This window comes from Aeromonas sp. s6 (assembly GCF_040907815.1).
Lineage (GTDB): Bacteria > Pseudomonadota > Gammaproteobacteria > Enterobacterales > Aeromonadaceae > Aeromonas > Aeromonas caviae.
Genome location: NZ_JBFOCN010000032.1, coordinates 1 through 26,062 on the forward strand (window position 1 = coordinate 1; position 26,062 = coordinate 26,062).

The window sequence follows — 26,062 nt, forward strand, 5'->3', positions numbered from 1 at the left end:
CGCCTTAAATGGCGAAGAAACGGTCTAAATAGGCTGATTCAAGGCATTTACGGGAGAAAAAATCGGCTCAAACATGAAGAAATGAAATGACTGAGTCAGCCGAGAAGAATTTCCCCGCTTATTCGCACCTTCCTTAGCTTAGCGTACGATTTTTTCCGAATTCTGCGGTTCCCCCTAGTCGAACTGGGGGACGACCAGGGTAACCCCTCGAAATCGGTCGCATGGGGTTCAAGTAGGTCTTCAGGCATGTCGTACATTGCTGACCAGACCTTACTGTAACGTTTGGCACGAGCATGGCCGGTGCTAAGCCCGACCTCGCTCTTGAAATTCGAGTAATCAATCTCTTGCACTATGGTGCTCATCGCCTCCTTCAGGGCCGCAGCGCTTGCGTTAGCCCGCCAGGGGTAGTCGGTTTCCGACTGTGCTCTGGAAGGGGATAGTGAAGGCAAGTAGTGATTACGCAGACGATCAAGATCGCCCTTGGTGTGACTGCGAATGGTGAGAGTGCCATCCTGATCTTTCTGAACGATGGAAAAAAAACCGAATTTGGTGAACAACCACATTGTCGAGTCCTTCCTTAGTTTTGAATCCTCATTTGGCCTGAAGCACAGTAGGAGGCGTGCGATTGCCATCACAGCGCAGCGTGCCCAGGGAGTCAGCACGACAGACGGTGCCATCAGAAGCACGGAGATTGCCGAGGCTATCCTTGCGCCAGGTAACCGTCTCGCCAGAGCCCGGATTGCTGACACGCACATTGCCCAAACTGTCTTTGCGGTAGGTAGTACCTTCGCTGCTGCGAACATTGCCGAGGGAGTCTTTGCGCCAAGTGGTGCCGCTTTGCGAGTCCCTGACGTTGCCGAGACTGTCCTTGCGCAGGGTACCACTCTTGCTATCGTCACACTGGTAGCGGGTATTGCCGAGGCTGTCCTTGCGATAGGTGCAGTCGGCTGCATGTACCGAACATGGGCAGAGGGCTATCAGTATCATGGACAATAGCCGTTGTGTGGATGTTGAGCGACGCGACATAGAGTCTCCGGCTCTCACTGGTGAGGGAACTGAGAACTTCAGACTAACATTACCCGTCCCACGATTCTTTATCTTATCGCAACAGGGACTTGCCCTTGCTCCTGTCCAAAGAAAGCCAGAGTTGTGTAACCTCAGCCAACATGTAATGGCATACCCAATGGCATACTGAAAACTGACATAAATTAAAAAACCCAACCTATTCAATAGGTTGGGCTTAGTATGTGGCGGAGAGACAGGGATTCGAACCCTGGGTGGCATTGCTGCCACAATTGATTTCGAGTCAATCCCGTTCGGCCACTCCGGCATCTCTCCACGGGCACTCATATTGACCCAACCCTAGCCGGGAAATCAATGTAAATCTCGTTGCAGATCAGACGACTGGCGATAAAACCGCCATCCGGTGATCCCGCCCCTCCCAACGCCAGTGACGTTCACCCGGCAGCGCCTCCCCACTCACGGCCTCCACTTTGTGCCCGGTTCCGGGCGGGCGAATACGGCGAGCCTGATGGGCCAGTGACACCCTGTGACGCGCTCGCCACCGCCCTCCCGGCAGTCATGGTGCCGGACTGGTAATCCCCGCGGGATTCGTTGACAATCTCTGCTCATTTTTTGGAAGGGAACCCGTCCCTCGCCCCAGCCGATAGGAACAACCATGCTCAACACTCGTATCGTCTCACTGCTGCTGGCCGCCGCCAGCCTCTGGGCCGCACCTGTCTGGTCCAACACCTATCCCCTGCCGCCAGCGGACAGCCGTCTCATCGGCGCCCTGGAAGATTACATCGTACAGCCTGGCGATCATCTGGAACTGGTCGGCAAGCATACCCGGACAGGCTTTCTGGCACTGCTCGAAGCCAATCCCGGCGTAGACCCCTATCTGCCCACCCCGGGCACCCGGCTCACTCTGCCGACCCAGATGCTGCTGCCCGACGTGCCGCGAGAAGGCATCGTCATCAACCTGCCTGAACTTCGCCTCTACTACTTCCCCAAGGGCAAGCAGGAGGTGATTGTGCTGCCCATCGGGATCGGTGACATCGGCCGCGAGACGCCGGAGATGACCACCACCGTCATTGCGAAAAATCCCAACCCGACCTGGGTGCCCGGCCCCATGGTCCGCAAGTCCTGGCTGGAGCAGAAGGGGATCGATCTGCCCGCCGTGGTCCCCCCCGGCCCCGACAATCCCCTCGGCAAGTTCGCCATGCGTCTTGGCTATGGCAACAAGGACTACCTCATCCACGGCACCAACAAGGATTTCGGGGTCGGTCTGCGAGTCAGCGCGGGTTGTATCCGGCTGCGCCCGGATGACATCGAAACCCTGTTTGGTCTTGTTCCCGTCGGCACCCCGGTCCGTGTCATCAACCAGCCGGTCAAGATGGCGGTGGAACCCGACGGTCGTCGCTGGCTGGAGGTACACTCCCCCCTCTCCCGCACCGAAGCGGAGATGGCACAGGGGGCGCCGCTGGTGCTCTCCCCCGAAGCCGAGCAGTTCATCGCTGCCCCCGACATCGACAGTGCCCGGGTGACCGCCCTGCTCGAGCACAAGAGCGGGCTGCCCAAGCCCGTGAGCGGCTGAAGGCCTGACCACCATGAACAGAATCAGTCATGTGGTTTGCCTGTTGCTTCTGCTGCCTAGCTCCGCGGCGATGGCGGACATCCTCTGGATGCGCAACGGCGATCGTCTGAGCGGGACCATAGAGGAGATCACGGACGAGCAGATCCGCATCAAGCCCGCCTACAGTCAGGCCATGACGGTCCCGCGCCACGCCATCAAACGATGGCGTCTGGACAAGCAGGAGAAACCCAAGCCGCTCACCAAGACGGGGATCCCCCTGCTGGACTCTCCTGACGAGGCCAATGCCTGGCTGCTGACGGGGAACGGGGATCTCAACATCAAGCTCAAGGAGAACACCAAGAAGACCAACAACGTCAATCTCAAGGTCTCCACCGAGTTTGCCAATCTGGACTGGCGTTACAGCCTGGATGGCGAGTACATCTACGAAACGGCGAACAACATCACCGACAGCCACGAATACAAGCTCAAACCCAAGCTCGACTTCTTCTTCGACGATCACTGGTTCCTGCGCTCTTCCGTCGACATCGATTACAACATGATCGATGCCGGTTATCTGGAGATTGACTATGCTTCCGGCCCCGGCTACCGCTTCTGGAATGACAGGCAACGCCGGCTGGAGCTCATTACACAGCTCGGTCTGGAACGGGCCTATTTCAGGCCGGAGGTGTGGAGCAATTCCGACCTGTTTGACGACAGGATCATCAATTATCCCTTCGTCAGCCTGGGGTGGGACTACCGGCAGCCCTGGACCCTCTGGGAAGAAAAATTCGAGCTGTTTGGCAAGGGCAGTTATGAAAAATTCGTCGATCAACCCTCCCCCTACCTGACCAGAAAGCAGTCCGTCAGCGGCAGCCTGGGCCTCAGGTACTATTTCAACGATCACCTGCGCCTCTCCTGGTCAAGCGAACTGGATTGGGACGATGCCTGGCTCGACTACCACGGCCTGCACAGGGATGTGAGCGAGAAGGAGTGGCGTCACCTCATCACCCTGGGAGCGAGTTTCTGACCCGCCAGAAACGACACAGGCCCACCGAAGTGGGCCTGTGTTCATGGACGCAAGACGAGCGCGTCAGAAATAGATCCGGGTGACCGACTCGATGACGCAGCCAGGGCGGCGGATCCCCTCGATCTCTATCTTGATTTCCTTGAGGAGCTCGATGCCCCCCTTGATGGGCGTGACACGCGACAGCTTGGTACGGGCGCGGATATTGCTGTCCACCTTGATGGGGTAAGGGAAGCGGACCTGCTCCAGGCCGAAATTCACCACCATGCGAGCTGTCGGGAACTCCGGCGTGCTCTCGTCCACCGAACCGGTCAACTGGGGCAGCAGGGCCAGAGTCAGGAAGCCGTGGGCAATGGTGGTCTTGAAAGGAGACTCGGCTGCCGCACGCTCGGGATCGGTGTGGATCCACTGATGATCGCCGGTCACGGTCGCGAACTGGTTGATCAACGCCTGGGTGACCTGCAACCACTCGCCCACATGGGTCTCTTCACCGATGCGGGTCTGCAACTCGGCATAGAGTGCCGCCGCTTCGCCTTCGAGCTCCACCACGGGATCCTGCGCCAGGGCAGGCTGGCCATTCGCTACCTGGGTGACTCTGGCAGCCTCTTGCTGGCGGGCATCCTGGGACTCCCCCTGCAGATCCAGCACTCTTCCCAGCAAGGGGTGAAGGTGTGCCTTTTGCTGAAACTCACGCCAGTAGTCGCGGATCGCCGGAGAGAGCCAATCCTTGAGCTCAAAGGGGTGTTGCGCCAGAATTTCGCGCTTGTGCTTCAGAAAATCGACAACTTTCATTTACCGATCCCTATTCGATTCAAAGCCTGTAAAGAGGTCTAACCAGTCCTATTTTATGAAAGTTTCATCAGCAAGTACAAAAAAATCTCGGCGTACACCTGTACCAGGCGCGAAAGTGGTCACTAACATGCGAGCAAACACGGGCAGGAAAACGATTGAATGTAAGGCTGCAAACGAATCAACATCTGAGCTGAAAAAGAGACGGGGCCCGTGTCGCCACTGAGCCCCGTCCTCGATCATCTCCCCTGGGCGGTCCACCAGCTCTTGCGCTGCTCATCGTCCAGGAAACTCCAGGCGAGGATCCGGCTCACCTTGTTGCCTTGCGCCATGTCGAGCACGCGAACCTCCCGCGCCCCCACCCGAGCCAGCGCCTTTCGTGCGGCAGGCAGATTTTCCTTTTTCGACACCAGCGAGCTGAACCAGAGGCATTGGCTGGCAAACTCCTTGCTCTGCTCTATCATGGCCGCCAGAAACGCCGCCTCGCCCCCCTCGCACCAGAGCTCAGCCTTCTGACCGCCGAAATTGAGCACGGGCGCCCCGGCCACTGCCTGGCCCTTGCCCAGGTTGCGCAGCTTGCGCTCCGTCCCCTTGCTCGCTTCCGCCAGAGAAGCATGAAACGGCGGGTTGCACAGAGTCAGGGCAAAGTGCTCCTTCGGCCCCAGGATCCCGCGAAAGACATGCTTGGGGTTACCCTGATGACGGCATGTGATCTGGTTGCCCAATCCATTGCTGGTGGCCAGCAGGGTTGCCGCCTTCACCGACACAGGATCGATGTCTGAGCCCACGAAGCGCCAGCCATACTCCCGGGCGCCCAGCAAGGGATAGATGCAGTTGGCCCCGACACCGACATCCAGCACTCGAACCTGCTTGCCCGTCGGTACGCATCCCGCGCTCTCCGCCAGCAGATCCGCGACGCGGTGCAGATAATCGACCCGCCCCGGGATGGGCGGGCAGAGGTAGCCAGGCGGCAGATCCCAGTGTTCGATGCCATAGTGCAGCGCCAGCAGCGCCCGGTTGAGCGCCTTGACGGCGGCCGGATCGGCGAAATCCAGGGTCCGGGTGCCGTGCTCGTTGACGAACACGAAAGGCGACAGCGCCGGGGTACGCAGGCAGAGCGCGTCAAAGTCGTAGGGGGCCTGATGGCGATTGCGCGGGTGCAATCCGGTTTTCTGCTGGGGTGTCATGCTGGACCTGCCGAGGATCAAGGGGGCCACACTATAGAGAGTCGGCCAGGGAAAGTCTAAAAGAGGGCCATAAAAAAACCGGACCCTGAGGGTCCGGTTCAAGTGAGGTTGGAAAAACAGTCCGTACTGCGAGCCGTTTGTCCAGCCTGACTCAGATATCGATCCGGCGTGCCTGCCAGAACTTGTTGCGCCAATACACATTGTCGAGCTTGGAGCGCGTGACGCCGGCACGGAAGGAGACATGGATGAATTCACCGTTGCCGACATAGATGCCGACATGGTTCAGACGCGGGTTGATCTTGAAGAAGACCAGGTCCCCCTCGACCAGATCCTGCTTGGAGACGCGAGAGCCTTCGTGGACCTGGGAGCGGGTATCGCGGGGCAATTCGATGCCGATGGCATTGCGGAACACTTCACGGGTAAACGCCGAGCAATCGATACCTCGTTCTGTGGTACCGCCATAACGATAGGGGGTACCACGCCACTCTTTGTATACGGTCAGGATTTCGTTGACATCCGGGGTAGGCGAAACTTCGGGTTCAATCACGGGTTCCATCATGGAAACCTCGATCTTGCTCGCGACCTCGGGTTGGGGTGCCGAAGCACAACCTACCATTCCGAGCGCGACCAGCAGTAGCATCAGGTGGCGCAATCCTTTATCCCCGCAAAAAAGAGTGAAACTTGTTAAAATGCAGCCCGACAGGGCAATTTATAAGGCAACAGCACCCGACTATATCCAAGAATTCTATCGAGGCAAGCGAAAATCCCAATCGAACTCACATTTTTGCAAGGAAATGCTCTGTTTAGCGCAATTTATGTGATCATGGCCAAACAATATACAATCTTGAAAGCATCGGTTTCGGCCTCTCCAAACGGATTGTTATCGCTACTTCGACCCCATTTTTAAGTGAAATATTATGCTTTCTGCGGATCTCTATTTGTTAAATACCGCGCTCGTCGATACTGAACAGCTGATCGGGCTGTCATCCGGGCTCTCCCCGGAGGAATACCGCCACTGGCACGAGATCCGCCAACCCGGCCGCCAGCGCGAGTATCTGCTGGGACGCGTGTTGCTTCGCCGCCTGCTGGCCGAACGCCTCCACTGCCCTGCCGGCTCTCTGGCCTTTCACATCGGCGAGCATGGCAAGCCGATGCTGTGCAACCACCACTGGCAGTTCAACCTCAGCCACAGCGGTGACTGGTTGGTGCTCGCCCTCTGTCGGGAGGGTCCCCTCGGCGTGGATATCGAAATGGGCCTGCGCCGCCGCCCCATACTGCCCCTGGCAGAGCGTTTCTATGCCCCCGGGGAATACCTGTGGCTGCGCACCCTGCCAGTGCAGGAGCAGGACTCGGCCTTCTATCGGCTGTGGTCGCGCAAGGAGGCGGTGCTCAAGGCCCACGGCGCCGGCATCGCCGCCGGGCTGGAGAAGGTCTGCTTCTTGCCGGAGCAAGGGTGGCGGCTGGAGAACCTGCTCGATACCCGCATCTATGAAGTGAGCGATTGGCCCATTGGCAGAGGATGGCTCAGCCTCGCCGCCCCGACCCGCCAGGTCGATGCCTATCTGCTGGACGGGAGCTTGAAATCCACTCCGCTGGACCCCATGTTGATCCACACCATTTTCCGAGAGTCAGCCTCATGATCGTCGACATCACTCCCCAGAATTTTCACGCCGAACTGATCGATGCATCCCTGAAAAAGCCGGTCGTCATCTACTTCCACGCCCCGCAGATGCCGGAGTGTCAGGCCATGACCCCCCTGGTGGAAGCCCTGGTTGGTCAGGCCAATCCTGGCGTCACCTTGGCCAAAGTCGATATGAACGATCCCCAGCTGCAGCCGCTGGCGAGCCAGCTGGCCCTGCGCGCGTTACCCGCCCTGGTGCTGTTCCATCAGGGACGTCCGGATGAGCAGGCCATTCTGGAAGGGCCGCAGGATGAAGCCACATTGCGCCAGTATTTCGCCGCCTTTGCCCCCAAAGAGGAGGAGTTGCTGCTCGATCAGGCAAAGCAGGCGCTGGAGAACGGGCAAGCCGATGTGGCGCACACCCATCTTGGCCAGGCCCATCGCCTCGCCCCCGAGCGTCACGACATCACGCTCTGGCTGATACAGGCGGCGCTGGATCTCAATCTCCTTGACGAGGCGCAGAGCCTGCTCTCGACCATCCCCATGGTGGCACAGGATGATCATTACCAGACCCTGAGCTCCCGCCTCTCACTGGCGCTGCAGGCCAGCGACAGCCCTGAGCTGCGCGCCCTGGAGCTGCGCCACGCTGAACAGCCGGATGATCATGCCCTCGCCCAGGAGCTGGCGGTGCTCTACAGCCAGGTTGGTCGACAGGAAGAGGCATTGGCCCTGTTGTTCACCATACTCAAACGTGATCTCGCCCTTGGCGATGCCAAGAAGATCTATCTCGATGTGCTGGCAACCATGGGCGCGCACCCGGCGGCGCAGAGTTATCGTCGCAAGCTCTACAGCCTGCTCTATTGAGCGACAGGAAAATCAGAAGAGGGGATGCCGATTCGTCGGCATTGCCTTGTCAGGCGGGTTTCAGCGGGGAAACGCGGTAATTTGATGAATTTCAGGCAAAAAAAATGGCGCATTGAAATGCGCCATTTTTTCGCATGGATTACTTCTTGTAGGAAGTAGCCATGTTGTCGATGCGCTGGTTAGCACGCATAGCTTCTTGCTTGGCTTCTGCAACATCAGCAGCGATCTTGGACTGATCAGCACGAACAGCGCTAACATCTTGAGCCAGTTGGTCAACTTTGTTAGACAGATTCTGAACGGAAGTTTCCAGTTCGCTGGTGTTTGCACAACCGCCCAGCAGAGCGGACAGACCAACAACACCTACCAACAACATTTTTTTCATTTTTAAAAGCTCCCTTTAACTCGCCAGACGTTTAGCAAGCGGCGTGATTATGGCACAAAAAAATCATACTTTGGATAGGCCCCATCACAGATAAATGCGTTAAAACCCTCATTTTTTTTTAGTTGCACACTTTATGCGCAAACTTTAATCAAAAAAGAGTGTCTCCGGATGAGGTTCGTGCAAAGCGTAACCAAAATTTCGGCTTATTACAATTTCGTATGAGGCTCAGGCTGAACGCTCTGACAGCAATTGACGATATTGCACCAGATCCTCGATGGTCAGCACCGGCATCTGGTGCTGGCGACCGAAGGCCACCAGGTCCGGCAACCTGGCCATGGAGCCATCCTCCCTGGTCAGCTCGCACAGCACGCCGTAAGGTTTGAGCCCGGCGAGCTGCATCAGATCGACCGTGGCTTCGGTGTGACCGCGACGGGTCAGCACGCCCCCGGTACGGGCACGCAGCGGGAAGACATGGCCGGGGCGATGCAGGTCGGACGGTCTGGCCCCGTCGGCGATGGCGGCACGTATGGTGGTGATGCGATCGGCGGCGGACACCCCGGTGGTCACCCCCTGCGCCGCTTCGATGGTCACGGTGAAGGCGGTCTGGTAGTGGCTGGAGTTGGCCTCCACCATCATCGGCAGCTCGAGCTGGCGAACCCGCTCGTCGGTCAGGCAGAGGCAGACGATGCCGGAACACTCGCGGATCATCATGGCCATCTGTTCATTGGTCATGGATTCTGCGGCGAAGATGAGGTCACCCTCATTCTCACGATCTTCATCGTCGGCCACCAGCACACCCTGGCCGGCACGCAGTGCGGCCAGCGCGGCCTCGACGCGAGCAATGGGATCACCGAATTCACTGAGCAGAGACTGATTCATGGTAAGACTCCTAAAAAAGACAAGGACCAGAATCAGGGCATGGAAAGGTAGACAGAGATAGGCATGCAGCGGCCGGCCCACAGGGGGCTTGCCAGCAATATCTGTCTTATCCTCTTTCATCCGGACTGTGACCGTCGGCTCCGGCATCTCACCGGATCTGCTGACCCCGCCCGGTCAAACCGGGTCGGGCGCTCGCGGGCTCCCCGAGTCATATCGGGATACCGCCGGTGGGGAATTTCACCCCGCCCTGAGAATAAGCGCAGACAGCCTAAAGAAAATCGCCGCAGGATGCCAGTCCAAAACCCATCAACGACAAACGCTTGCCCTCGGCGGCCCGCCTCCGCCAGCCGGTCACGCCGATGCACGGCACGCTGTCTTTTCTGATTTTGTTTGTGGCATAGTGCCAAAAAAACGTGCTGCCCGCGCAGACTGGGCGCCAACAACACCAACGGAATCATGACAGAGATGGAAAAGAAAATACTGCTGACCGATTGCCCCGACGCCAAGGGACTCATCGCCAAGATCACCAACATCTGCTACAAGCACCAGCTCAACATCAACAAGAACGACGAGTTCGTGGATCACGAAAACGGCCGCTTCTTCATGCGCACCGAGCTGGAAGGGCGCTTCAACGACGAGACCCTGCTGGCCGACCTCGACGATGCCCTGCCTGCCGGCGCCCAGCGTCGTCTCGTCAAGGCGGGCAAGAAGCGCATCGTCATCCTGGTGACCAAGGAGACCCACTGCCTCGGCGACATCCTGATGAAGAACTATGCCGGCGCCCTGGACATGGACATCGTCGCGGTCATCGGCAACTACGACACCCTCGCCGAGCTGACCGGCAAGTTCGACATCCCCTTCCACTGCGTGAGCCACGAGGATCTGAGCCGCACCGAGCATGAGGAGCAAGTGCGCACGCTCATCGATGGCTACCAGCCGGATTACGTCATCCTGGCCAAATACATGCGTGTGCTGACCCCAAGCTTCGTGGAAGCCTATCCGCGCAAGATCATCAATATCCACCACTCCTTCCTGCCTGCCTTCATCGGCGCCCGCCCCTATCGTCAGGCCTTCGACCGCGGGGTCAAGCTGATTGGTGCCACCGCCCACTTCGTCACCGACGATCTGGATGAAGGCCCCATCGTCGAGCAGGACGTGATCCACGTCGATCACACCTTCAGTGCCGATGACATGGCCAAGGCCGGACGCGACGTGGAGAAATCCGTGCTGAGCCGGGCGCTGGAACTGGTGCTGAACGAGCGGGTCTTCGTCTACGGCAACAAGACCGTCGTGTTCAAATAAGCGGTTGCGCGCCCCCCAGAAAAAAGGCTCCCGAGGGAGCCTTTTCATTGCGCGGCACTCACGGGTGCAGCGGCAGACCATTGACGGTCACGGCCCCTTTGTCGAGCTTGAGCTCGGCCTGAAGCTGTGACTCCTGCGCCTTCAGATATCCCATGGCAGTGAATTGCTCCAGCATGGGGGCCAACTGGGGAACGGCCTGGCCCAGCTTCTCCCCAAGGTGGGCATGCAGCAGACCGGAGAGTGCCTGCATCCCCTCCTCGCTGCCCATCAACTGTGCCAGGGTGGTGGGCGCCAGCTTGGCCTCCCCTTGCAGGCGGACAGGCTCACCGTTCAATCGCGCACTCAGATCCGCCAGTTCCAGCGTGGCCCCTCTCTGGAGCATCTTGTCCAGCGCTTCCTGGATGGCCGCTTCGTCCACCCGTTTGCTGCTGGCCTCCTGCAGCGTCTGATACCCCTCGAGATCCAGCCCCTTGAGGGAGAGATCCAGATTTCCCTGGGTCAGCGCGAGCCGGTCTTCCTCGCTCTCCATGTTGAGGGTCGCCACCTTCATCTGATAGCGAGTGGAGAGCGTCTGAAGATCGTCCCCCGCCAGCTCGGTGGCCGTGGTCAGCCCCTCCAGCGTGATCTTGACGTTCCCCGGCTGGGTCAGGGAGAAGGCCGTGAGGGTCGCATCGCTGCGGGGAGAGAGCCAGAGGCCGCTGATCTCGGCCATGTCGGCACTGCCCTTGAGATCCGCCAAGGCCAGATCTGTCTTGCTCTGGGCATCGTGGACCGTCATCCCCAGCCAGTGGGCGGTGAGATGGCCATTGCCGTCGAGATCCCCACGATAGTCGCCGTTCAGGGGCAGGAAGGTGAACTCGTTGAGCCCCTCCTTGACCTTGAAGTCACTCACCCAGAAGCGGGAGCTGTTGCTCATGGTCCAGAGGCTGCTCGCCGATTCTGCCCCCAGTTGCCACTGCTGCATCCCCAGAGAGGTCAGGATGGGCGCCAGCGTGCCCTGTGCGGTATCAAGCTGGAGGTGACTCTTGATATAGAGCGGCAACAGGCGGCTGTTGAACGCGAACTGCATCTCGATGGGTTCGCTTCCCGCCAGTTGGGGATCAAAACTCGCCAGCGTCTGGGGCGGCACCACCACCTTGAGCACGCCGTCGCGGGTAAACAGATTCTCCGTCTCTGGGCTCCAGGTGACTTCGATCCCGCTCTCCTGCTGCGCCCTGGCGATCTGCTCGGCCAGGATCCGGTCGAACGTATTGCCCGTGTACCAGCAGGCGCCAAGCCCTCCCACCACCAACACGGCTCCGACGGCCAAGGCCACTTTTTTCTTCATCAGTTCTGTTTCTCCACAATGGTTCAATGGCGGGTGCATGGGCGCACTCTACGGGGAGGATGGGCATCAACACAAGCCAGACAACGGCTTGGGGCCCACGCTCTGGCTGTCACAGCAGGGGGCTGAACAGGTAGAAGATGTTCTCAAGCAATTTTTTGTACCAGGGGCGGGCACGCCACCTGGTCAGTGACATGGGGGTCGCCTCCAGCATGTAGCCCTGCACCAGCTGGTTCATCTCGGCGACAAACACCGGGTTGTCGATGAGCAGGGTGATCTCGAAATTGAGCCAGAGACTGCGCCGGTCGAGGTTGACCGTGCCCACCAGGGCGAAATCATCGTCCACCAGCACGCTCTTGGTGTGCAGCAGTCCGGCATCATAGCGGTATATCTCCACTCCTGCCGCCAGCAGATCCTCCATGAAAGAGTTGCTGGCGTGGTTGGCCATCAGGGAGTCGTTGCGTGCAGGCAGAACTAACTGCACCAGCACGCCGCGGGCCGCCGCCGAAGAGAGGGCCGCAGCCAGCGGATCGTCCGGCACGAAATAGGGGGTGGTCAGCACCAGATGGTGACGAGCCTGGTAGATGGCGAGCAGCAGGCTCTGCTGGATGCAGTCACCGCCGACGAAGGGGCCTGAGGGAATGAGCTGGGCCCGATAGTTGGTCTGTGGCCAGGCTTCCGGCTCATGTTGCAGACTGTCGAGCAGCCGTTCGCCGGTCTCCATCTCCCAGTCCCAGACGAAGGTGGACCACATCAACGGCACCACGGGGCCCTGCACCCGGATCATGATGTCGACCCACTGGCCGACCCCGGCATCCTGCTTGAAGAAACGGGGATCCACCATGTTCATGGAGCCGGTGTAACCAACCTTGTCATCGATCACCACCAGCTTGCGGTGCATGCGCAAGTCCTGGCGCTGAAACGGGATACGCCAGGCGCCGACCGGCAACACTTCCACGACTTTAACGCCGGCGGCGCGCAAGGTTTTGGGCCAGGAGGAGCGGAAGAAGGTCTTGCTGCCGATGGAGTCGAGCAAGACACGACAATCCACGCCGCGTGCCGCCACCTCCATCAACGCCTCGCACACCTCGTCCACATCCCCGCCGGGGTGCCAGATGTAGAACTCCAGATAACAGGATTGGGAGGAGCCCCGGATGTCGCGCACTATCTCCTCTACGATGCTCTTCGGCTTGTGCAGCAGGGTCATCCGGTTGCCCGAGAGCATGGGCATGGCCAAGCGCCCCTGGATCAGATCGTGGAGCGGGCGTGCCTTGCTTCCCACCTCGCAGCAGTGCTGGGGGAAGAGGCGCGCGAGCTGGCGGATCCAGATGGCGTAAGGACGGTACATGGCCTGGGCCCGCTCCGCCCGCTTGCGACCGAGGCGTATCTCGCCAAACAGCACGTAGAAACCGACCCCGGCGAAGGGGATGGCATAGATGAGGGCCAACCAGGCGAGGGATACCCCGATGGGACGTCGCTTCATCACCACCCGCAGGGAGATCCCAGCCACGATCACGGTGTGAAACAACAGCAACAACCAGCCGAGAAAGCGGGAAAACAGCAACTGAATGTCGTATTCCAGACCGTCGAGCAAGGCGACTCCTTGGTGTATTGGACAGATGGCACGTGCAGACCCCACAGGGTCGGGATGGTATGCTATGGGGCACACCCATTCTATCAGGTCGTTAGCATGATCCTGCAATCTATGCTGCTGAGTCTGGCCATGCTAGGTCAAGGCTCATATGACATCAATGAGCAGCAGATAAATCAGTACCTGCAGTCCCAGGTGCAAGTGGACAAACAGCTGGAATTGCCCGGCATCATCAAGGCCCATGTGCTACTCGAGCAGAGCGATGTGCAGATTGGTCGCCAGAGCCCGGATACCGCCAGGGTGTTTGGCAAAGGCAAGTTGAAAATCGCGCTCCCGGATCAGACCGAGTACGACGCGCGCCTCAACATGACCTATGAGGCGAGGCCCCGCTACGACAAGGCCAGGAGTGCGCTCTTCCTCGACAACATGAAGCTCATCGATTACAAGCTGGAGCCTGCCGCGGCGGAACAGAAGTTTGGTTTCATGCTGAGGATGCTGCTGCAGAGCATGGAGAAACGGCTGGAGACCCAGCCTGTCTACAAGCTGGATGACAAAGATCCCAATCAGGCCTGGCTCAAGGAAAATCTGCTGGGGCTGGAGCTGTCACCAGGCAAGATCCACCTGCTGACCAAACCCCAATAAGACGTCAGTTGAAAACAGGCGCCTTCGCCTGACGCACCAGCAGCTCGATCTGGTAACCCTGTTCGTGCTGCTGGTGATAGAGAGAGTGGAGGGGCCCGTCGAGTTCATGCAGGGGAAGGTGGTCAAATCCCGCCTTGAGGTAGAAGGGTTTCTCGAACGGCAGGGCGTGACAGATCACGGGCTTGTCGGAAAGATCGCGGCAGGCATGCTGCAACAAGCGGGATCCCAGCCCCAGGGACTGGTAGTGAGGGAGCAGACGAAAGCCGCACAAGTGGTAATAATCCTGTTCATCGCGCAGGCGCACAGCCCCCACCAGCCAGTGCGCGTCACGGACCACAAAAATCCGTTCTGCCAAATCCGGCACATAGTGGGAAAACGTCGTCTCGTAATAGTCTCTGATGAGGGAAAGATCCGCATCACAGTACTCTTCGAATCTGAGCTCCATCGCTCGCCTGCTTGTCATGCCCATTTCGCTCTGGCCATACCGGCCCTCTCCTGCTCGCTCGCTGGCTCCACGAAGAGATCAGACCAGAGTGGAGCAACAGCAAGATAACACGCCTTTAACTTACAAAAAAGCCAATAACTCGATGGAAAAGACGAGGTTGCGATCATCCGCCCCTTGACGCCATGAGCCGCGCCCCTTGTCCTGAGTGAGCACTCAGGTGGGACGTCCCTCTGCCATCACATTTCCAGCCTCCCCTGTTCACGGGCACTTGTTCTGCGCCATCCCGAATGCTTTACTCAACGTGCCTAACGAGGCTTAAGGAGCAAGCCGTTGAAAGCATGGATGTTGCTGGGCATGATGCCGCTGTTTTCCCACGCAGCCCCGGCTCAGATACCGCCGCCGGCCGAGGTGGTGATCCTGACCCCGGAGACGGCAGTCTCCTCCCCGGTTCCCACGCCGCGTACCGTGGCGCTCACCCCGGCGCCGCTCCCCTCCCCTGAACCCGCTAAGCCTGCAAGCCGTCAGATCCAGGTCTACAAGTCGGTACAAAAGAACGGGGTCATACGCTATTCCGACATGATGCCGGAGCAGGGTCACTACGAACTGCTGCTGTTCAACGACTGCTATGCCTGCGATCCGGCGTCCAAGGTCAACTGGCGCACAACAGGCCTCTTCCTCTATGACTACGCCAGCACCATACAGGCGGCAGCCAAGGCTTATCAGGTCGAGCCTGCCCTCATCCGGGCACTTATCCATGCCGAGTCCGCTTTCAATCCTCTGGCCGTCTCCCGCAAGGGCGCCATGGGACTGACCCAGCTGATGCCCGCCACGGCGCGCGAGCTCGGGGTCGGCAACGCCCTGCTGGCGGAGCAGAACATCTTTGGCGGGGTGAAATACCTGGCGGGTCTGCTCAAGCAGTATGACGGCAATGTGGCCCTGGCCACCGCCGCCTACAATGCAGGCGCCGGTGCGGTGCAAAAACACGGCGGCATACCGCCCTATGCCGAAACCCGGGCCTATGTGGAACGAGTCAAGCTGCTGCATCAGCGCTACAAAGAGATGCTGAGCGCCAAGGGGTTGTAGGACCGGTACGGTACAAGCACGGCGGCATCCCTCATTGGCCGAAACCCGGGCCTATGTGGAACGGGTCAAGCTGCTGCATCAGCGCTACAAAGAGATGCTGAGCGCCAAGGGGCTGTGATCATGCCGTACCCTATCGTCGGCATGGCGCCCTGCCCGGTATTCCTTCAGGCATAAAAAAACACGCCCGGGGGCGTGTCGATACCACACGTTAACTAGCAACACATCACTCTTTCGTGGCGATCACACGATAGGCCAATGCACCCAGAATGGCACCGACAATGGGGGCAACCCAGAACAGCCAGAGCTGGCCCACGGCCCAGTCACCGACAAAAAGCGCCACGCCAGTGCTGCGCGCCGGGTTGACCGAGGTGTTGGTCACCGGAATGCTGATGAGGTGGATGAGGGTCAGGCACAGGCCGATGGCGATGGGAGCAAACCCGGCCGGTGCACGGCTGTCGGTGGCGCCCATGATGACAAAGAGGAAGAAACCGGTCATCACCACTTCACACACCAGGGCGGCCAGCAGGCTGTAACCGCCGGGGGAATGCTCGCCATAGCCGTTGGAAGCAAAGCCGGCGCTCACATCAAAACCCGCCTGTCCGCTGGCAATGACATAGAGCACGCCACCAGCCACGATCCCGCCAAGCACCTGGGCCACGATGTAGGGCAGCACGTTGGAGGCCGGGAAGCGACCACCAGCCCAGAGTCCGACGGTCACGGCCGGGTTCAGGTGGCAACCCGAGATATGACCGATGGCATAGGCCATGGTCAGCACGGTCAGGCCGAACGCCAGGGCGACGCCCAGCAGGCCGATCCCCACATTGGGGAAGGCGGCAGCCAGCACGGCGCTCCCGCAGCCCCCCAGCACCAGCCAGAAGGTTCCCATAAATTCAGCAGCAAAAGGTTTCACTCTTGTCTCTCCCATGATGACTAACACGCGAACCTGAAAGGCTCATACGGACACTGTTATTGAACAGGCGCCATATTATGGGAGTGTGGCGGCACAAGGCGAAGCCGGCCCGCACCGGGGGAAATGTGTGATCTTAATCACAAGTTGTTGATTAGGTAGAGAGAACCAGTCCCGCCCCATGGGGCTTTCTCATGGGAGTCCCCTGAGGAGGTGCGACAAGTCGTGACTCAATCAGCGCTTTTGCCAGCAGGCACCGGTATCTGGCTCACCCTTCTCTCGCACTCTGCCAAGGCGGAGCACCGGGCTCAGCGATAACGTCCGCGCACCGAACCGCTGGCCTGGCCCGCCATCCGGATCAGGCTCTGGCGGGTATGGAAGTGGCAGAGCGCCACCCCGAGGGCATCCGCCGCATCCGCCTGGGGGGTGGCCGAGAGCTTGAGCAGGTGGGTCACCATGTGCTGCACCTGCTCCTTGGCGGCGCCGCCGGTGCCCACCACCGCCTGCTTGATCTGGGTGGCCGAGTATTCGCTCACCGGCAGCAGGGCGTTGACCGCCGCGACGATGGCGCTGCCACGGGCCTGGCCGAGCTTCAGGGCAGAGTCCGCGTTGCGCGCCATGAAGACCCGCTCTATGGCGAACTCGTCCGGCTTGAACTGGGTAATGATCTCGCTCACCCCGTCATAGACCTGCTTCAGGCGAGACGGCAGCTCCCCCAGATCGGTGCGGATGCAGCCCGATCCCAGATATTCCGCCTTGCCCGCGACGATGCGAATGACCCCGTAACCGGTGATGCGCGAACCGGGATCAATCCCCAGAATGATGCTCATGAACGGAATACCCCGCCCACTGCGGTCAGCCATCTCATCTTCGACACCTTCTTCATTGCGATCTCTTGCCCTGCAGCTCTTGATGGCCGCCAAGATAACAAACCCGCCTTCGCTTGGCTCGCTCGCTGGCACCTTTCCCGGCTGACTGCGCAAGGAGCCACCATCTCATACAGTGCTCTGCCGATTCTCTGGCCAGTGATGCCTGCCGGTGTCACCCAGCCCCTTGCATTCGGGTCATCCCTTTGCCAGGGCGACGAGGCGCTCTGCCAGTCGATGGCTTTGCAGGTAGCTCTCGACCAGCGCCCCGTCTGTCCGCCCGGCGTCAATCTGCCCATACCAGTGCTCGAGCATGGCGACAAAGCCTCGGCTCGCCAGCACGGGCTGCCAGTCGCCCGGAGCCAGAGTCTGCACTGTGTTGTCTCGCGCAAGCAGGCCACGGGTGCAATTCTCGATATGCAGAGTGAGGTTGTCGCCATAGGCATCGATGCGCTCCTCGGTCATGCCGGCGCTGCGATTCATGCTGCCGCTCACCGCCATCTGCCCGCTCTGCCAGGCGATGCTCACCCCGGCCAGCAGTTCGGGCTGCTCACTGCTGCGTCGCAGCACCGTATGCAGCTCCCCATCCGGCTCGCCGCCATAACAGCAGAGGCTGTCGAGCACATGGATAAAGTCGTCGAACAAGAACTGACGAGGCGCCCCTGGCATGGCGTGCCTGTGCTTTTGCCAATGGAGCTCGGTCAGCGGCTGGCCGCGTGCGGCGGCCATGGCGGGCAGATAGCGACGGTTGAAGCCCACAAACAGCGGGCAGTCCCTGGCGATGGCGAGATTGGCGAGCGCCTCCACCTCTCCTGCGTTGTCACACAGCGGCTTGTCCACAAAGGTGGGAATGCCGGCACGCAGGCACAGCTCCGCCAGTTTGCCGTGCACGGCGGTGGCAGCGTGGATCATCACCGCATCAGGTCGGCTCGCCAGCAGCGCATCGACCTCGGTAAAACACTCGCCAATCCGGTACTGGCGCGCCAGTTTGCCGAGCACCGAGGGACTCCGGGTACAGAGCAGCGGGGTGACTCGCTCGTCGTTTGCCAGCAGCGGCAGATAGGCCTTCCGGGCGATATCGCCAAGGCCAATCAGGGCAATGCGCATGGGCACTCCTCTCAAGGGGATAACCAGATAACTGCCTGCACGATCTCAGGATTTCCCTCGCAGATCCAGCCTTGGCGCCATCTCGCTCCAGGCGCCTTCTGATGCAATGCGGCATCGCCCCGCGACACCCTGGCCACCTTCCTCCATCTAAGCGACCCCCGGCGGCGCGGCGCTTGAGCGGCAAACCGCGATAGCAAAACAGGCAGGGCGACAACTGTCGCCCTGCCTGTTACACCCGCACACACCGCCGCACTCGGGCGATTGGCGCTCTTCTCACGTCGAGTTACTCTGCCGATCCGGCCTGCTCTTTGGCATCCCACCACTTGCCAATCCTGGCGCCCAGCTCGGCGCAAAGCATGGCGCTGACCATGGCACCTATCATCCGGGTCATATCTGACATCTCTGTTGCAACCGGAAGCAGGAGCACGATCAGGTTAAAGGCGATGAGCCCCATCACCAGCCCGAGCCCGCTGCCTACCTTCTCTCTTCGGGATCGCGTTGTTATCGCCATCTGATTGCTCCTGACTTGAACGTTCCACGTGACTCGCCCTTGCCAACGTATCCAGCAAGATAACAAAGCCTTTCTTCATTTGGGACAGCCATCTTTGTGTACGAATTGTTCCATTGGAGGAACCATATCACCCACTCTGTTTCACTGATGCAAAAATCACCTGCTCAAGCAACACCCACGGTGTCGCCGCATTGTGAGAAAGGGCCTGTTGACAAAGGACCGATAGCCCCTCTTCCCCAACCCGCCTTATCAGGACTGCCATCTTTTGGAGAAAGCCCTCATCCAGCGCCCAGCACAATTCGTCATCCAGTATTTGCGATGGCATTTGTGAAACTCGGGGGATTAAAGAGAATGTCTTGGCATCGATGACGCCAATTCAGATGCGATCACACAGGCGGGGAGCTGGCGCGATACCGGACGTTGTTATGATGCGAGCATTCATCACTCAAAGGGATGGTTGATGACACCGTCGCTGGCCACAGTGCCAGGCAAACTGCTGACAATGCTCTTTGTCACCCACCACTCTGATGCCCTGGCGCCGAAACAGCGTCACTTGCTTGAGCCAGCGCACCTCGTCCACCCCCAGCCGCGTCAGGATGGGGGCAAGACAAACTGGGATATGGCCCCGTTTGTCCACTCGGATGGCGCGGCCTGTCCAGTCCACCAGCATCAGGTAATCCGCAAAGGTATATAGCAGGCTATCGGGTCGCGCTTCGTGCGCGAATGGCAACAGCAACGGCGGCAATGGGGCGGCGGACTGCTCGCCATCGAGACGCTGCTTGAGGCTGGTGTAATCGCTCTGCTCGGGCCGGTCGGACAATCCCGCTCGTATCGGATTGAGATCAACATAGGCCATGCAGGCCAGCAGGGCTGATTCGGTGAGCAAGGCCTGGCTCTTGAAGCGCCCTTCCCAGAAATGGCCCTTACAACCATCTTCCCGATTGGCCTGCCGAGCCAGGTTTTCGTTGAGCAACCGCACAAACCAGCTGATGGAATGTAACCGCTCCCGCCACTGCCCTATCAGTTGTTGCACCACGGCCAGTTCGGGCTCAATCAGGGATTCCCCCTGATACCAGCGTCGTACCAGCAGCGGCCACTGGAACAGCGCAGCCCAACGCTCGGCCACCTCCCGCTCGCTCCAATTGGCAGCGGTATCCGACTCGACCTTGAGCACCAGGTGATAGTGATTGCTCATCACCGCATAGGCACAAACAACGATGGCAAACAGTCGCGACAATTGGCCTAACTTGTCCACCACCCACTGGCGCCGATGCTCGTAACTCTGGCCGGTGTGGGCATCTTCCCCGCACAGAAACGCCCGCCGCACACAACGACTGACCACATGATAGTAAGGCGTATCCTGCAAACTGATTTGACGTGAACGGGCAATAGTCATGGCTCACCCCCTGGGCAGTGACACCTCAAGCCAAGTACAGGACTACGCCGCTGTCAAAAAGGTGGGTGTCCCAGATCCCCCGCCTCAAGCCAAGTACAGGGCTACGTCGCTGTCAAAAAGGTGGGTGTCCTAGATTTCCCGATTCGGTGAGCAGGGCCTGGCTCTTGAAGCGCCCTTCCCAAAAATGGCCCTTGCAACCATCTTCCCGATTGGCCTGCCGAGCCAGGTTTTCGTTGAGCAACCGCACAAACCAGCTGATGGAATGCAGGCGCTCCGCCACTGTCCTATCAGTTGTTGCACCACAGCGAGTTCAGGCTCAATCAGGGATTCCCCCTGATACCAGCGTCGTACCAGCAGCGGCCACAGGAACAGCGCCGCCCAACGCTCGGCCACCTCTCGCTCGCTCCAATTGGCAGCGGTATCCGACTCGACCTTGAGCACCAGGTGATAGTGATTGCTCATCACCGCATAGGCACAAACACCGATGGCAAACAGTCGCGACAATTGGCCCAACTTGTCCACTACCCACTGGCGCCGATGCTCGTAACTCTGGCCGGAGTGGGCATCTTCCCCGCACAGAAACGCCCGCCGCACACAGCGACTGACCACATGATAGTAAGGCGTATCCTGCAAACTGATTTGACGTGAACGGGCAATGGTCATGGCTCACCCCCTGGCAGTGACACCTCAAGCCAAGTACAGGGCTACGTCGCTGTCAAAAAGGTGGGTGTCCCAGATTTTCTTTCCTGCAAACTGATTTGACGTGAACGGGCAATGGTCATGGCTCACCCCCCTGGGCAGTGACACCTCAAGCCAAGTACAGGGCTACGCCGCTGTCAAAAAGGTGGGTGTCTCAGATTTCCTTTGTGATCAGATCCCCACATCCTCAGTTAGTTCCATTCAAGCCGCATCGATTTGGGAAGCAACGCCTCAGATCACTGGTATCAACAGGTTAACTAGTGTACGCTTCTGATGTTTTCTAATGGCACTTTATGATTTTTTTTGTCAAAAAATGCCAATCAAAGGAATTTTCATATGTTCTTATCACTTTCCATGCAAAACTTTCGATCTTTTAAAGACGAAACCAAGCTTAATTTCAGTGTTACAACCCCTAAGTCGCACATGCCTAGCCATGTATCTATGCTTGATAACGCAAGTATTGGAGCACTGAGGTCTGTTGGATTTTATGGTGCTAATGCATCTGGAAAATCCAATGCGCTCATGGCATTAACTGCTATACAGTATTTGGTTTGTAGTTCAGGTGATTTAAGAGATGGTAAGAATATACCATGCTATGAACCTTACCGCTTATGCTCTGATACAATTGATGCTCCGATAAAATTTGGTGTCGAATTTATCATTGATGGCACAAGGTATGTTTACAACATTTCCTTTAAAAAAAATGAAATCCTGAATGAAAGTTTGGATTATTACCCATCAAGGGTTAAAGCAAACTTATTTACAAGAAAAGAAGGGGACTCTTGGCAAGATATTAAGTTTGGTAACTTATATAAAGGCGGAACTAGAAAAATTGCATTTTTTGCAAACAACACATATTTATCAAAAGCTGGTAACAATGCATCCTCACCGCAAATAATTAGGGATGTATATAACTTTTTCAACGATAACATAGAATTTATTCGCGTAGGGCAATGGATCGGATGGAATAAATACATTGATGACCTAGACATGATTGAAAAGGCGTCAAAAATAATTTCCTGCATCGATATTGGCATATCTAAAATCATAAAGGTTGATGCGGAGAGAGAATTGAATCTTAGTCAGGAAATACCTGATGAAATAAAAGACATGATTATTTCTGAAAATTCATTTTCCTTCGCTCATCTATCCGAAAATGGCAATGAAGAAATTTTCAAAAAATCAGAAGAATCCGAAGGTACAGGACGGTTCTTTGATATGATACCAATGCTTGTCGAAGCATTTAGAAAGCAATGTGTTATTGTATTTGATGAATTAGACAATAACATTCATCCACATATGGCTGATGTGATTGTTCGACTTTTCAACGATGGAGAAGTTAATAAATATAACTCGCAGTTGATTTTCACGACACATAATATGCAATTAATGTCTCCAGAGAAGATGAGAAGAGATCAATTATTTTTCTTTGAGAAAAGACAAGGAAAATCAATAGGATACTCTTTGAATGATTTTGATAAAACTCGGGTTAAGTCGACTACGCCATTTGGCGTTTGGTATGATCAAGGGCGCTTTGGTGGTGTGCCGAAAATAAATTACCCAGAAATTGTCACTCTACTTTCTGGTGAAAAATTTATAGAGCAGTCTACATTTGACGATTTATTCGGTGAGTATAATGACGATGAGGTAAAGTCTGATGAGTAAAAAGGTTTTACCTAAAATCTTCATATTTTGTGAAGGCGAAAAAACTGAACCTTATTATATTAAGGATTATGTTGCTTCTTGTTGCCCGCAAAAAGCAAGTGTAATCATCATTCCTCCATCTAAAAAAAACACTCCCGTTCAATTAGTTGACGAAGCAATACAAAAAAAGAAGAGTAAAGATGTATCTCCTGACGATCATTTTTGGGTCGTTTATGATAGAGAAAGCAAAGCAAAATATAGCGATAAACTTCATGATCAAGCACTAAAAAAAGCAAAGTCAAACAATATTAACGTTGCACTATCTAATATTTGTTTTGAATATTGGCTATTGCTTCATTTTGAGAGTACAACTAGGCCATATTCATCATTTGATAATTTAATGGCAGAATCAAACTTTAAAAGCCATTTAACGAAGATTGGAATAAAAAATTACGATAAAGGTTTTGATGGGTTATTTAGAAAAATCCAACCTGGAGTGAAAAGGGCACGGAGTAGAGCAGAGCAATTAAATATATCCGAAGAGCAAAGCTCTGCATTCCCCATCAAGGATAAACCATACTTGGCTGGGTGTTATGTTCAGATACATAAACTGCTGGATGCAATTGACAATCTCTAGATTGTCGCAATTTTAGATAAATGTATCTCGTAATACTCAAATAAAAATAGCGACCATCTGGTCGCCATTTTTATTTATCGCCCTCCCCCGGGAAATATCACCGAGCCGGTCGCTTGGCGCCATTGCCTTTGGCAGCAGGCTTGCCGCCCTGAGTGGCAGGTTTGGTACCCGGCTTGGCTGAACCCGCGCGGGTTGGGGCTTTGCCCTTGTGAACGGGTTTCCCCTGCCCTGCCGGTTTTCCATGTCCAGCACCCTGTGCAGCAGACTTGCCGTTGGCACCTGCCCCTTTGCTGAGCTGGGAGCCTACTGGCTTGCCATTGCCCGCCTTGCCGCCAGCGGTCTTGCTGTCCGCCCCATTGCTGCGCTGATGGGTGATGGCGCTGTGGCGGGTCAACGCGGGCTTGAGGCCCTTGCTGCGGCTGCGCTCGGCCTTGGCTTCGCCACGGCCTTCCGGCGGCACCAGGCAGTCGGGGCCGTTACCGATGAGGTGGCCTTTGCCCATCTCCAGCAGGGCTTCGCGGATCATCGGCCAACCGGCCGGATCGTGGTAGCGCAGCAGCGCCTTGTGCAGGCGACGGCGACGCTCCCCTTTCACCACGAACACATCCCCGCCCTGGCGGCTCACCTTGTTGAGCGGGTTTTTCTCGGTGTAATACATGGTAGTGGCGTTGGCGAGCGGCGACGGGTAGAAGTTCTGCACCTGATCGAGCTTGAAGCGGTTTGCTTTAATCCAGAGCGCCATGTTCACCATGTCTTCATCCGTGGTGCCCGGGTGGGCGGAGATGAAGTAGGGGATCAGATACTGCTGCTTGCCCGCCTCTTTGGAATACTTGTCGAACAGCTCCTTGAAGCTGTAGTAGCTGCCCATGCCCGGCTTCATCATCTTGGAGAGCGGGCCCTCTTCGGTGTGTTCCGGCGCTATCTTGAGGTAGCCGCCGACGTGGTACTTGGCCAGCTCCTTGATGTAGCGCGGATCTTCCACCGCGATGTCGTAACGCACCCCGGAGGCGATCAGGATCTTCTTGATGCCCTTGAGGTCACGCGCCTTGCGATAGAGGTTGATGGTCGGGCTGTGGTCGGTATCCATGTGCGGGCAGATGGTCGGCCAGACGCAGGAGGCACGGCGGCAGGTCTGCTCGGCCTTGGGGCTCTTGCAGCGGAGCTTATACATGTTGGCGGTGGGGCCGCCCAGATCCGAGATGACGCCGGTAAAGCCCGGCACCTTGTCGCGGATCTCTTCGATTTCTTTCAGAATCGACTCTTCCGAGCGGCTCTGGATGATGCGCCCTTCGTGCTCTGTGATGGAGCAGAAGGAGCAGCCGCCAAAGCAGCCGCGCATGATGTTGACCGAGGTCTTGATCATGTCGTAGGCCGGGATCTTCTCGTTGCCATAGGCCGGGTGCGGCACCCGCTGGTACGGCAGGCCGAACACCCCGTCCATCTCGTCGGTCTCGAGCGGGAAGGCAGGCGGGTTGACCCAGATGATGCGATCGCCATGGGCCTGGGAGAGGGCGCGGGCGCAGCCCGGGTTGGTCTCGTGGTGCAGGATGCGCGACGCATGGGCGTAGAGCACCTTGTCTTCCTTCACCCGCTCGAACGCCGGCAGCTTGACGTAGGTCAGCTCCCAGGGTTTTTGCTTGGGCGGCTGTACCAGAATGGGCTTGGCCTCCTGCTCCATCGGCGCAGTGCCCTCGTCATCGCTGCATGGCGCCCCTTCCATATAGGGGTTGGGGATGGGATCGATGCGGCCAATCTGGTCGAGCTTGCTCGAATCCACCCCGCGCCAGCCCGGCAACGGCTCCTTGCGGATGACGGCGGTGCCGCGAATGTCCTGCATGGTCTCGATGGTCTCGCCGCCTGCGATGCGGTGAGCCACTTCCACCAGGGGGCGCTCGGCGTTGCCGTAGATGAGGATGTCGGCCTTGGCGTCGATGAGGATGGAGCGACGGATGGTCTCGGACCAGTAGTCGTAGTGGGCGATGCGGCGCAGGGATGCCTCGATGCCGCCGATGACCACCGGCACCTCTTTATAGGCCTCTTTGCAGCGCTGGGTGTAGACCAGGGTGGCGCGATCCGGCCGCTTGCCGCCCACATCCCCCGGGGTGTAGGCGTCGTCGTGGCGCAATTTTTTGTCGGCGGTGTAGCGGTTGATCATGGAGTCCATGTTGCCCGCGGTCACCCCGTAGAAGAGGTTGGGCTTGCCCAGGCGCATAAAGTCATCCTTGGATGACCAGTCCGGCTGGGCGATGATGCCGACCCGAAAACCCTGGGATTCGAGCATGCGGCCGATCACCGCCATGCCGAAGCTCGGGTGATCCACGTAGGCGTCGCCTGTCACCAGCACGATGTCGCAGCTGTCCCAGCCGAGCTTGTCCATCTCCGCACGGGACATGGGCAGGAAAGGCGCCGTGCCGTAGCACTCGGCCCAGTAACGGGGATAGGAGAAGAGGTTGGTAACCGGCTGCATTTTGACCACCTGGAACAATTCGGGTCGCGCATTATACCGGCAGAGCAAGGCGGGGGCGACGGCTTTTTGCCCCCACAGAACGCGAGGGGAAGGGGCGCCTTCGAGCGGGCGCGACAGGTC

Annotated in this window: 26 protein-coding genes, 1 tRNA gene, 2 pseudogenes and 1 riboswitch; of the genes and pseudogenes, 11 read left to right on the forward strand and 18 right to left on the reverse strand. The window is 57.8% G+C overall.

Annotated features, from left to right (window positions below; genetic code table 11):
• Nucleotides 1-95: 95 nt before the first annotated feature.
• The 3 genes from AB5Y50_RS04625 to AB5Y50_RS04635 form a co-directional block, all read right to left on the reverse strand.
• Nucleotides 96-563: a hypothetical protein gene (locus AB5Y50_RS04625; RefSeq protein WP_368162422.1), complete on the reverse strand. Its 468-nt coding sequence runs from the start codon at nt 561-563 to the stop codon at nt 96-98.
• Between the two features lie 28 nt (nt 564-591).
• Nucleotides 592-987: a hypothetical protein gene (locus AB5Y50_RS04630; protein ID WP_010673532.1), complete on the reverse strand. Its 396-nt coding sequence runs from the start codon at nt 985-987 to the stop codon at nt 592-594.
• 261 nt (nt 988-1,248) lie between these two features.
• Nucleotides 1,249-1,338 (reverse strand) — tRNA-Ser (locus AB5Y50_RS04635).
• Between the two features lie 340 nt (nt 1,339-1,678).
• Here AB5Y50_RS04635 and AB5Y50_RS04640 point away from each other — a divergent pair.
• Nucleotides 1,679-2,596: a L,D-transpeptidase family protein gene (locus tag AB5Y50_RS04640; protein ID WP_043152447.1), complete on the forward strand. Its 918-nt coding sequence runs from the start codon at nt 1,679-1,681 to the stop codon at nt 2,594-2,596.
• A gap of 22 nt (nt 2,597-2,618) precedes the next feature.
• A complete protein-coding gene (locus AB5Y50_RS04645; RefSeq protein ID WP_180907319.1) occupies nt 2,619-3,602 on the forward strand; it encodes a DUF481 domain-containing protein in 984 nt (327 codons plus the stop codon).
• 63 nt (nt 3,603-3,665) lie between these two features.
• On the opposite strand, the gene AB5Y50_RS04650 is transcribed toward AB5Y50_RS04645, so the two are convergent.
• The 3 genes from AB5Y50_RS04650 to AB5Y50_RS04660 all read right to left on the reverse strand — a co-directional run bounded on the left by AB5Y50_RS04650 (nt 3,666) and on the right by AB5Y50_RS04660 (nt 6,215).
• Entirely contained in the window at nt 3,666-4,391 is a 726-nt protein-coding gene (locus tag AB5Y50_RS04650) for a MaoC family dehydratase (protein WP_010673529.1), read from the reverse strand.
• 236 nt (nt 4,392-4,627) lie between these two features.
• On the reverse strand, nt 4,628-5,575 hold the full coding sequence (gene rlmF, locus AB5Y50_RS04655; RefSeq protein ID WP_029313997.1) for a 23S rRNA (adenine(1618)-N(6))-methyltransferase RlmF: 948 nt from the start codon (nt 5,573-5,575) through the stop codon (nt 4,628-4,630).
• A 151-nt stretch (nt 5,576-5,726) separates the two neighbouring features.
• Nucleotides 5,727-6,215: a C40 family peptidase gene (locus AB5Y50_RS04660; protein ID WP_010673526.1), complete on the reverse strand. Its 489-nt coding sequence runs from the start codon at nt 6,213-6,215 to the stop codon at nt 5,727-5,729.
• On the opposite strand from AB5Y50_RS04660, the gene AB5Y50_RS04665 reads away from it, so the two are divergent.
• From AB5Y50_RS04665 to AB5Y50_RS04675, 3 genes are all read left to right on the forward strand, one after another.
• Nucleotides 6,133-6,396, forward strand: a complete 264-nt coding sequence (locus AB5Y50_RS04665) for a hypothetical protein (RefSeq protein WP_162231332.1) — start codon at nt 6,133-6,135, stop codon at nt 6,394-6,396. The two genes, AB5Y50_RS04660 and AB5Y50_RS04665, sit on opposite strands and share 83 nt — an antisense overlap.
• A gap of 96 nt (nt 6,397-6,492) precedes the next feature.
• Nucleotides 6,493-7,215 carry a 4'-phosphopantetheinyl transferase superfamily protein gene (locus tag AB5Y50_RS04670; RefSeq protein WP_042878780.1) on the forward strand — a complete coding sequence of 241 codons (723 nt, stop codon included), beginning with the start codon at nt 6,493-6,495 and terminating at the stop codon, nt 7,213-7,215.
• A complete protein-coding gene (locus AB5Y50_RS04675) occupies nt 7,212-8,060 on the forward strand; it encodes a tetratricopeptide repeat protein (protein WP_180911139.1) in 849 nt (282 codons plus the stop codon). The genes AB5Y50_RS04670 and AB5Y50_RS04675 overlap by 4 nt, the downstream gene beginning before the upstream one ends.
• Before the next feature lie 139 nt (nt 8,061-8,199).
• Here AB5Y50_RS04675 and AB5Y50_RS04680 read toward each other — a convergent pair whose 3' ends face one another.
• Complete coding sequence (locus AB5Y50_RS04680) at nt 8,200-8,442, reverse strand: Lpp/OprI family alanine-zipper lipoprotein (RefSeq protein ID WP_010634682.1); 243 nt, start codon at nt 8,440-8,442, stop codon at nt 8,200-8,202.
• 225 nt (nt 8,443-8,667) lie between these two features.
• On the reverse strand, nt 8,668-9,321 hold the full coding sequence (gene ribB / locus AB5Y50_RS04685) for a 3,4-dihydroxy-2-butanone-4-phosphate synthase (RefSeq protein WP_043758934.1): 654 nt from the start codon (nt 9,319-9,321) through the stop codon (nt 8,668-8,670).
• Nucleotides 9,322-9,425: 104 nt separating this feature from the next.
• A riboswitch (FMN riboswitch) is annotated at nt 9,426-9,580 on the reverse strand.
• Nucleotides 9,581-9,786: 206 nt separating this feature from the next.
• Between ribB and purU the strand changes: the two genes are divergently transcribed.
• Nucleotides 9,787-10,623: a formyltetrahydrofolate deformylase gene (gene purU, locus AB5Y50_RS04690; protein ID WP_029313992.1), complete on the forward strand. Its 837-nt coding sequence runs from the start codon at nt 9,787-9,789 to the stop codon at nt 10,621-10,623.
• 58 nt (nt 10,624-10,681) lie between these two features.
• Here the strand turns inward: purU and AB5Y50_RS04695 are convergent, their stop codons facing one another.
• Together AB5Y50_RS04695 and cls are read right to left on the reverse strand one after the other, a co-directional pair.
• Nucleotides 10,682-11,950, reverse strand: coding sequence for a DUF945 family protein (locus tag AB5Y50_RS04695; protein ID WP_323897749.1), 1,269 nt, complete (start codon nt 11,948-11,950; stop codon nt 10,682-10,684).
• Nucleotides 11,951-12,059: 109 nt separating this feature from the next.
• The gene (gene cls / locus AB5Y50_RS04700) at nt 12,060-13,541 is read right to left on the reverse strand and encodes a cardiolipin synthase (protein ID WP_010673520.1); all 1,482 of its coding nucleotides are present in this window, start codon (nt 13,539-13,541) and stop codon (nt 12,060-12,062) included.
• Between the two features lie 96 nt (nt 13,542-13,637).
• Between cls and AB5Y50_RS04705 the strand changes: the two genes are divergently transcribed.
• On the forward strand, nt 13,638-14,180 hold the full coding sequence (locus AB5Y50_RS04705) for a DUF1439 domain-containing protein (RefSeq protein ID WP_235663419.1): 543 nt from the start codon (nt 13,638-13,640) through the stop codon (nt 14,178-14,180).
• Between the two features lie 4 nt (nt 14,181-14,184).
• On the opposite strand, the gene AB5Y50_RS04710 is transcribed toward AB5Y50_RS04705, so the two are convergent.
• Entirely contained in the window at nt 14,185-14,643 is a 459-nt protein-coding gene (locus AB5Y50_RS04710) for a GNAT family N-acetyltransferase (protein ID WP_029313989.1), read from the reverse strand.
• A 324-nt stretch (nt 14,644-14,967) separates the two neighbouring features.
• On the opposite strand from AB5Y50_RS04710, the gene AB5Y50_RS04715 reads away from it, so the two are divergent.
• Nucleotides 14,968-15,708, forward strand: a complete 741-nt coding sequence (locus AB5Y50_RS04715; RefSeq protein WP_042878789.1) for a lytic transglycosylase domain-containing protein — start codon at nt 14,968-14,970, stop codon at nt 15,706-15,708.
• 14 nt (nt 15,709-15,722) lie between these two features.
• Nucleotides 15,723-15,826 (forward strand): annotated as a pseudogene (locus AB5Y50_RS04720) (lytic transglycosylase domain-containing protein); the annotation flags it as partial.
• A gap of 105 nt (nt 15,827-15,931) precedes the next feature.
• On the opposite strand, the gene aqpZ reads toward AB5Y50_RS04720, so the two are convergent.
• The 6 genes and pseudogenes from aqpZ to AB5Y50_RS04750 all read right to left on the reverse strand — a co-directional run.
• Nucleotides 15,932-16,618, reverse strand: a complete 687-nt coding sequence (gene aqpZ, locus AB5Y50_RS04725; RefSeq protein WP_010673516.1) for an aquaporin Z — start codon at nt 16,616-16,618, stop codon at nt 15,932-15,934.
• A gap of 305 nt (nt 16,619-16,923) precedes the next feature.
• Nucleotides 16,924-17,445 carry a crossover junction endodeoxyribonuclease RuvC gene (gene ruvC / locus AB5Y50_RS04730; RefSeq protein ID WP_180906977.1) on the reverse strand — a complete coding sequence of 174 codons (522 nt, stop codon included), beginning with the start codon at nt 17,443-17,445 and terminating at the stop codon, nt 16,924-16,926.
• 234 nt (nt 17,446-17,679) lie between these two features.
• Nucleotides 17,680-18,588, reverse strand: coding sequence for a Gfo/Idh/MocA family protein (locus AB5Y50_RS04735; RefSeq protein WP_103244464.1), 909 nt, complete (start codon nt 18,586-18,588; stop codon nt 17,680-17,682).
• 283 nt (nt 18,589-18,871) lie between these two features.
• On the reverse strand, nt 18,872-19,099 hold the full coding sequence (locus AB5Y50_RS04740; protein ID WP_103244463.1) for a hypothetical protein: 228 nt from the start codon (nt 19,097-19,099) through the stop codon (nt 18,872-18,874).
• A 445-nt stretch (nt 19,100-19,544) separates the two neighbouring features.
• Nucleotides 19,545-20,495, reverse strand: a complete 951-nt coding sequence (locus tag AB5Y50_RS04745; protein ID WP_039039311.1) for a transposase — start codon at nt 20,493-20,495, stop codon at nt 19,545-19,547.
• 139 nt (nt 20,496-20,634) lie between these two features.
• Nucleotides 20,635-21,158: pseudogene (locus AB5Y50_RS04750) on the reverse strand (alpha-amylase family glycosyl hydrolase); the annotation flags it as partial.
• A 372-nt stretch (nt 21,159-21,530) separates the two neighbouring features.
• Between AB5Y50_RS04750 and AB5Y50_RS04755 the strand changes: the two are divergent.
• Entirely contained in the window at nt 21,531-22,859 is a 1,329-nt protein-coding gene (locus AB5Y50_RS04755; RefSeq protein WP_180906978.1) for an ATP/GTP-binding protein, read from the forward strand.
• A complete protein-coding gene (locus tag AB5Y50_RS04760; protein WP_103244461.1) occupies nt 22,852-23,475 on the forward strand; it encodes an RloB family protein in 624 nt (207 codons plus the stop codon). Before AB5Y50_RS04755 ends, AB5Y50_RS04760 begins: the two co-directional genes overlap by 8 nt.
• A gap of 97 nt (nt 23,476-23,572) precedes the next feature.
• On the opposite strand, the gene AB5Y50_RS04765 is transcribed toward AB5Y50_RS04760, so the two are convergent.
• Nucleotides 23,573-25,942, reverse strand: a complete 2,370-nt coding sequence (locus AB5Y50_RS04765) for a YgiQ family radical SAM protein (protein WP_180906979.1) — start codon at nt 25,940-25,942, stop codon at nt 23,573-23,575.
• Between the last annotated feature and the right edge of the window lie 120 nt (nt 25,943-26,062).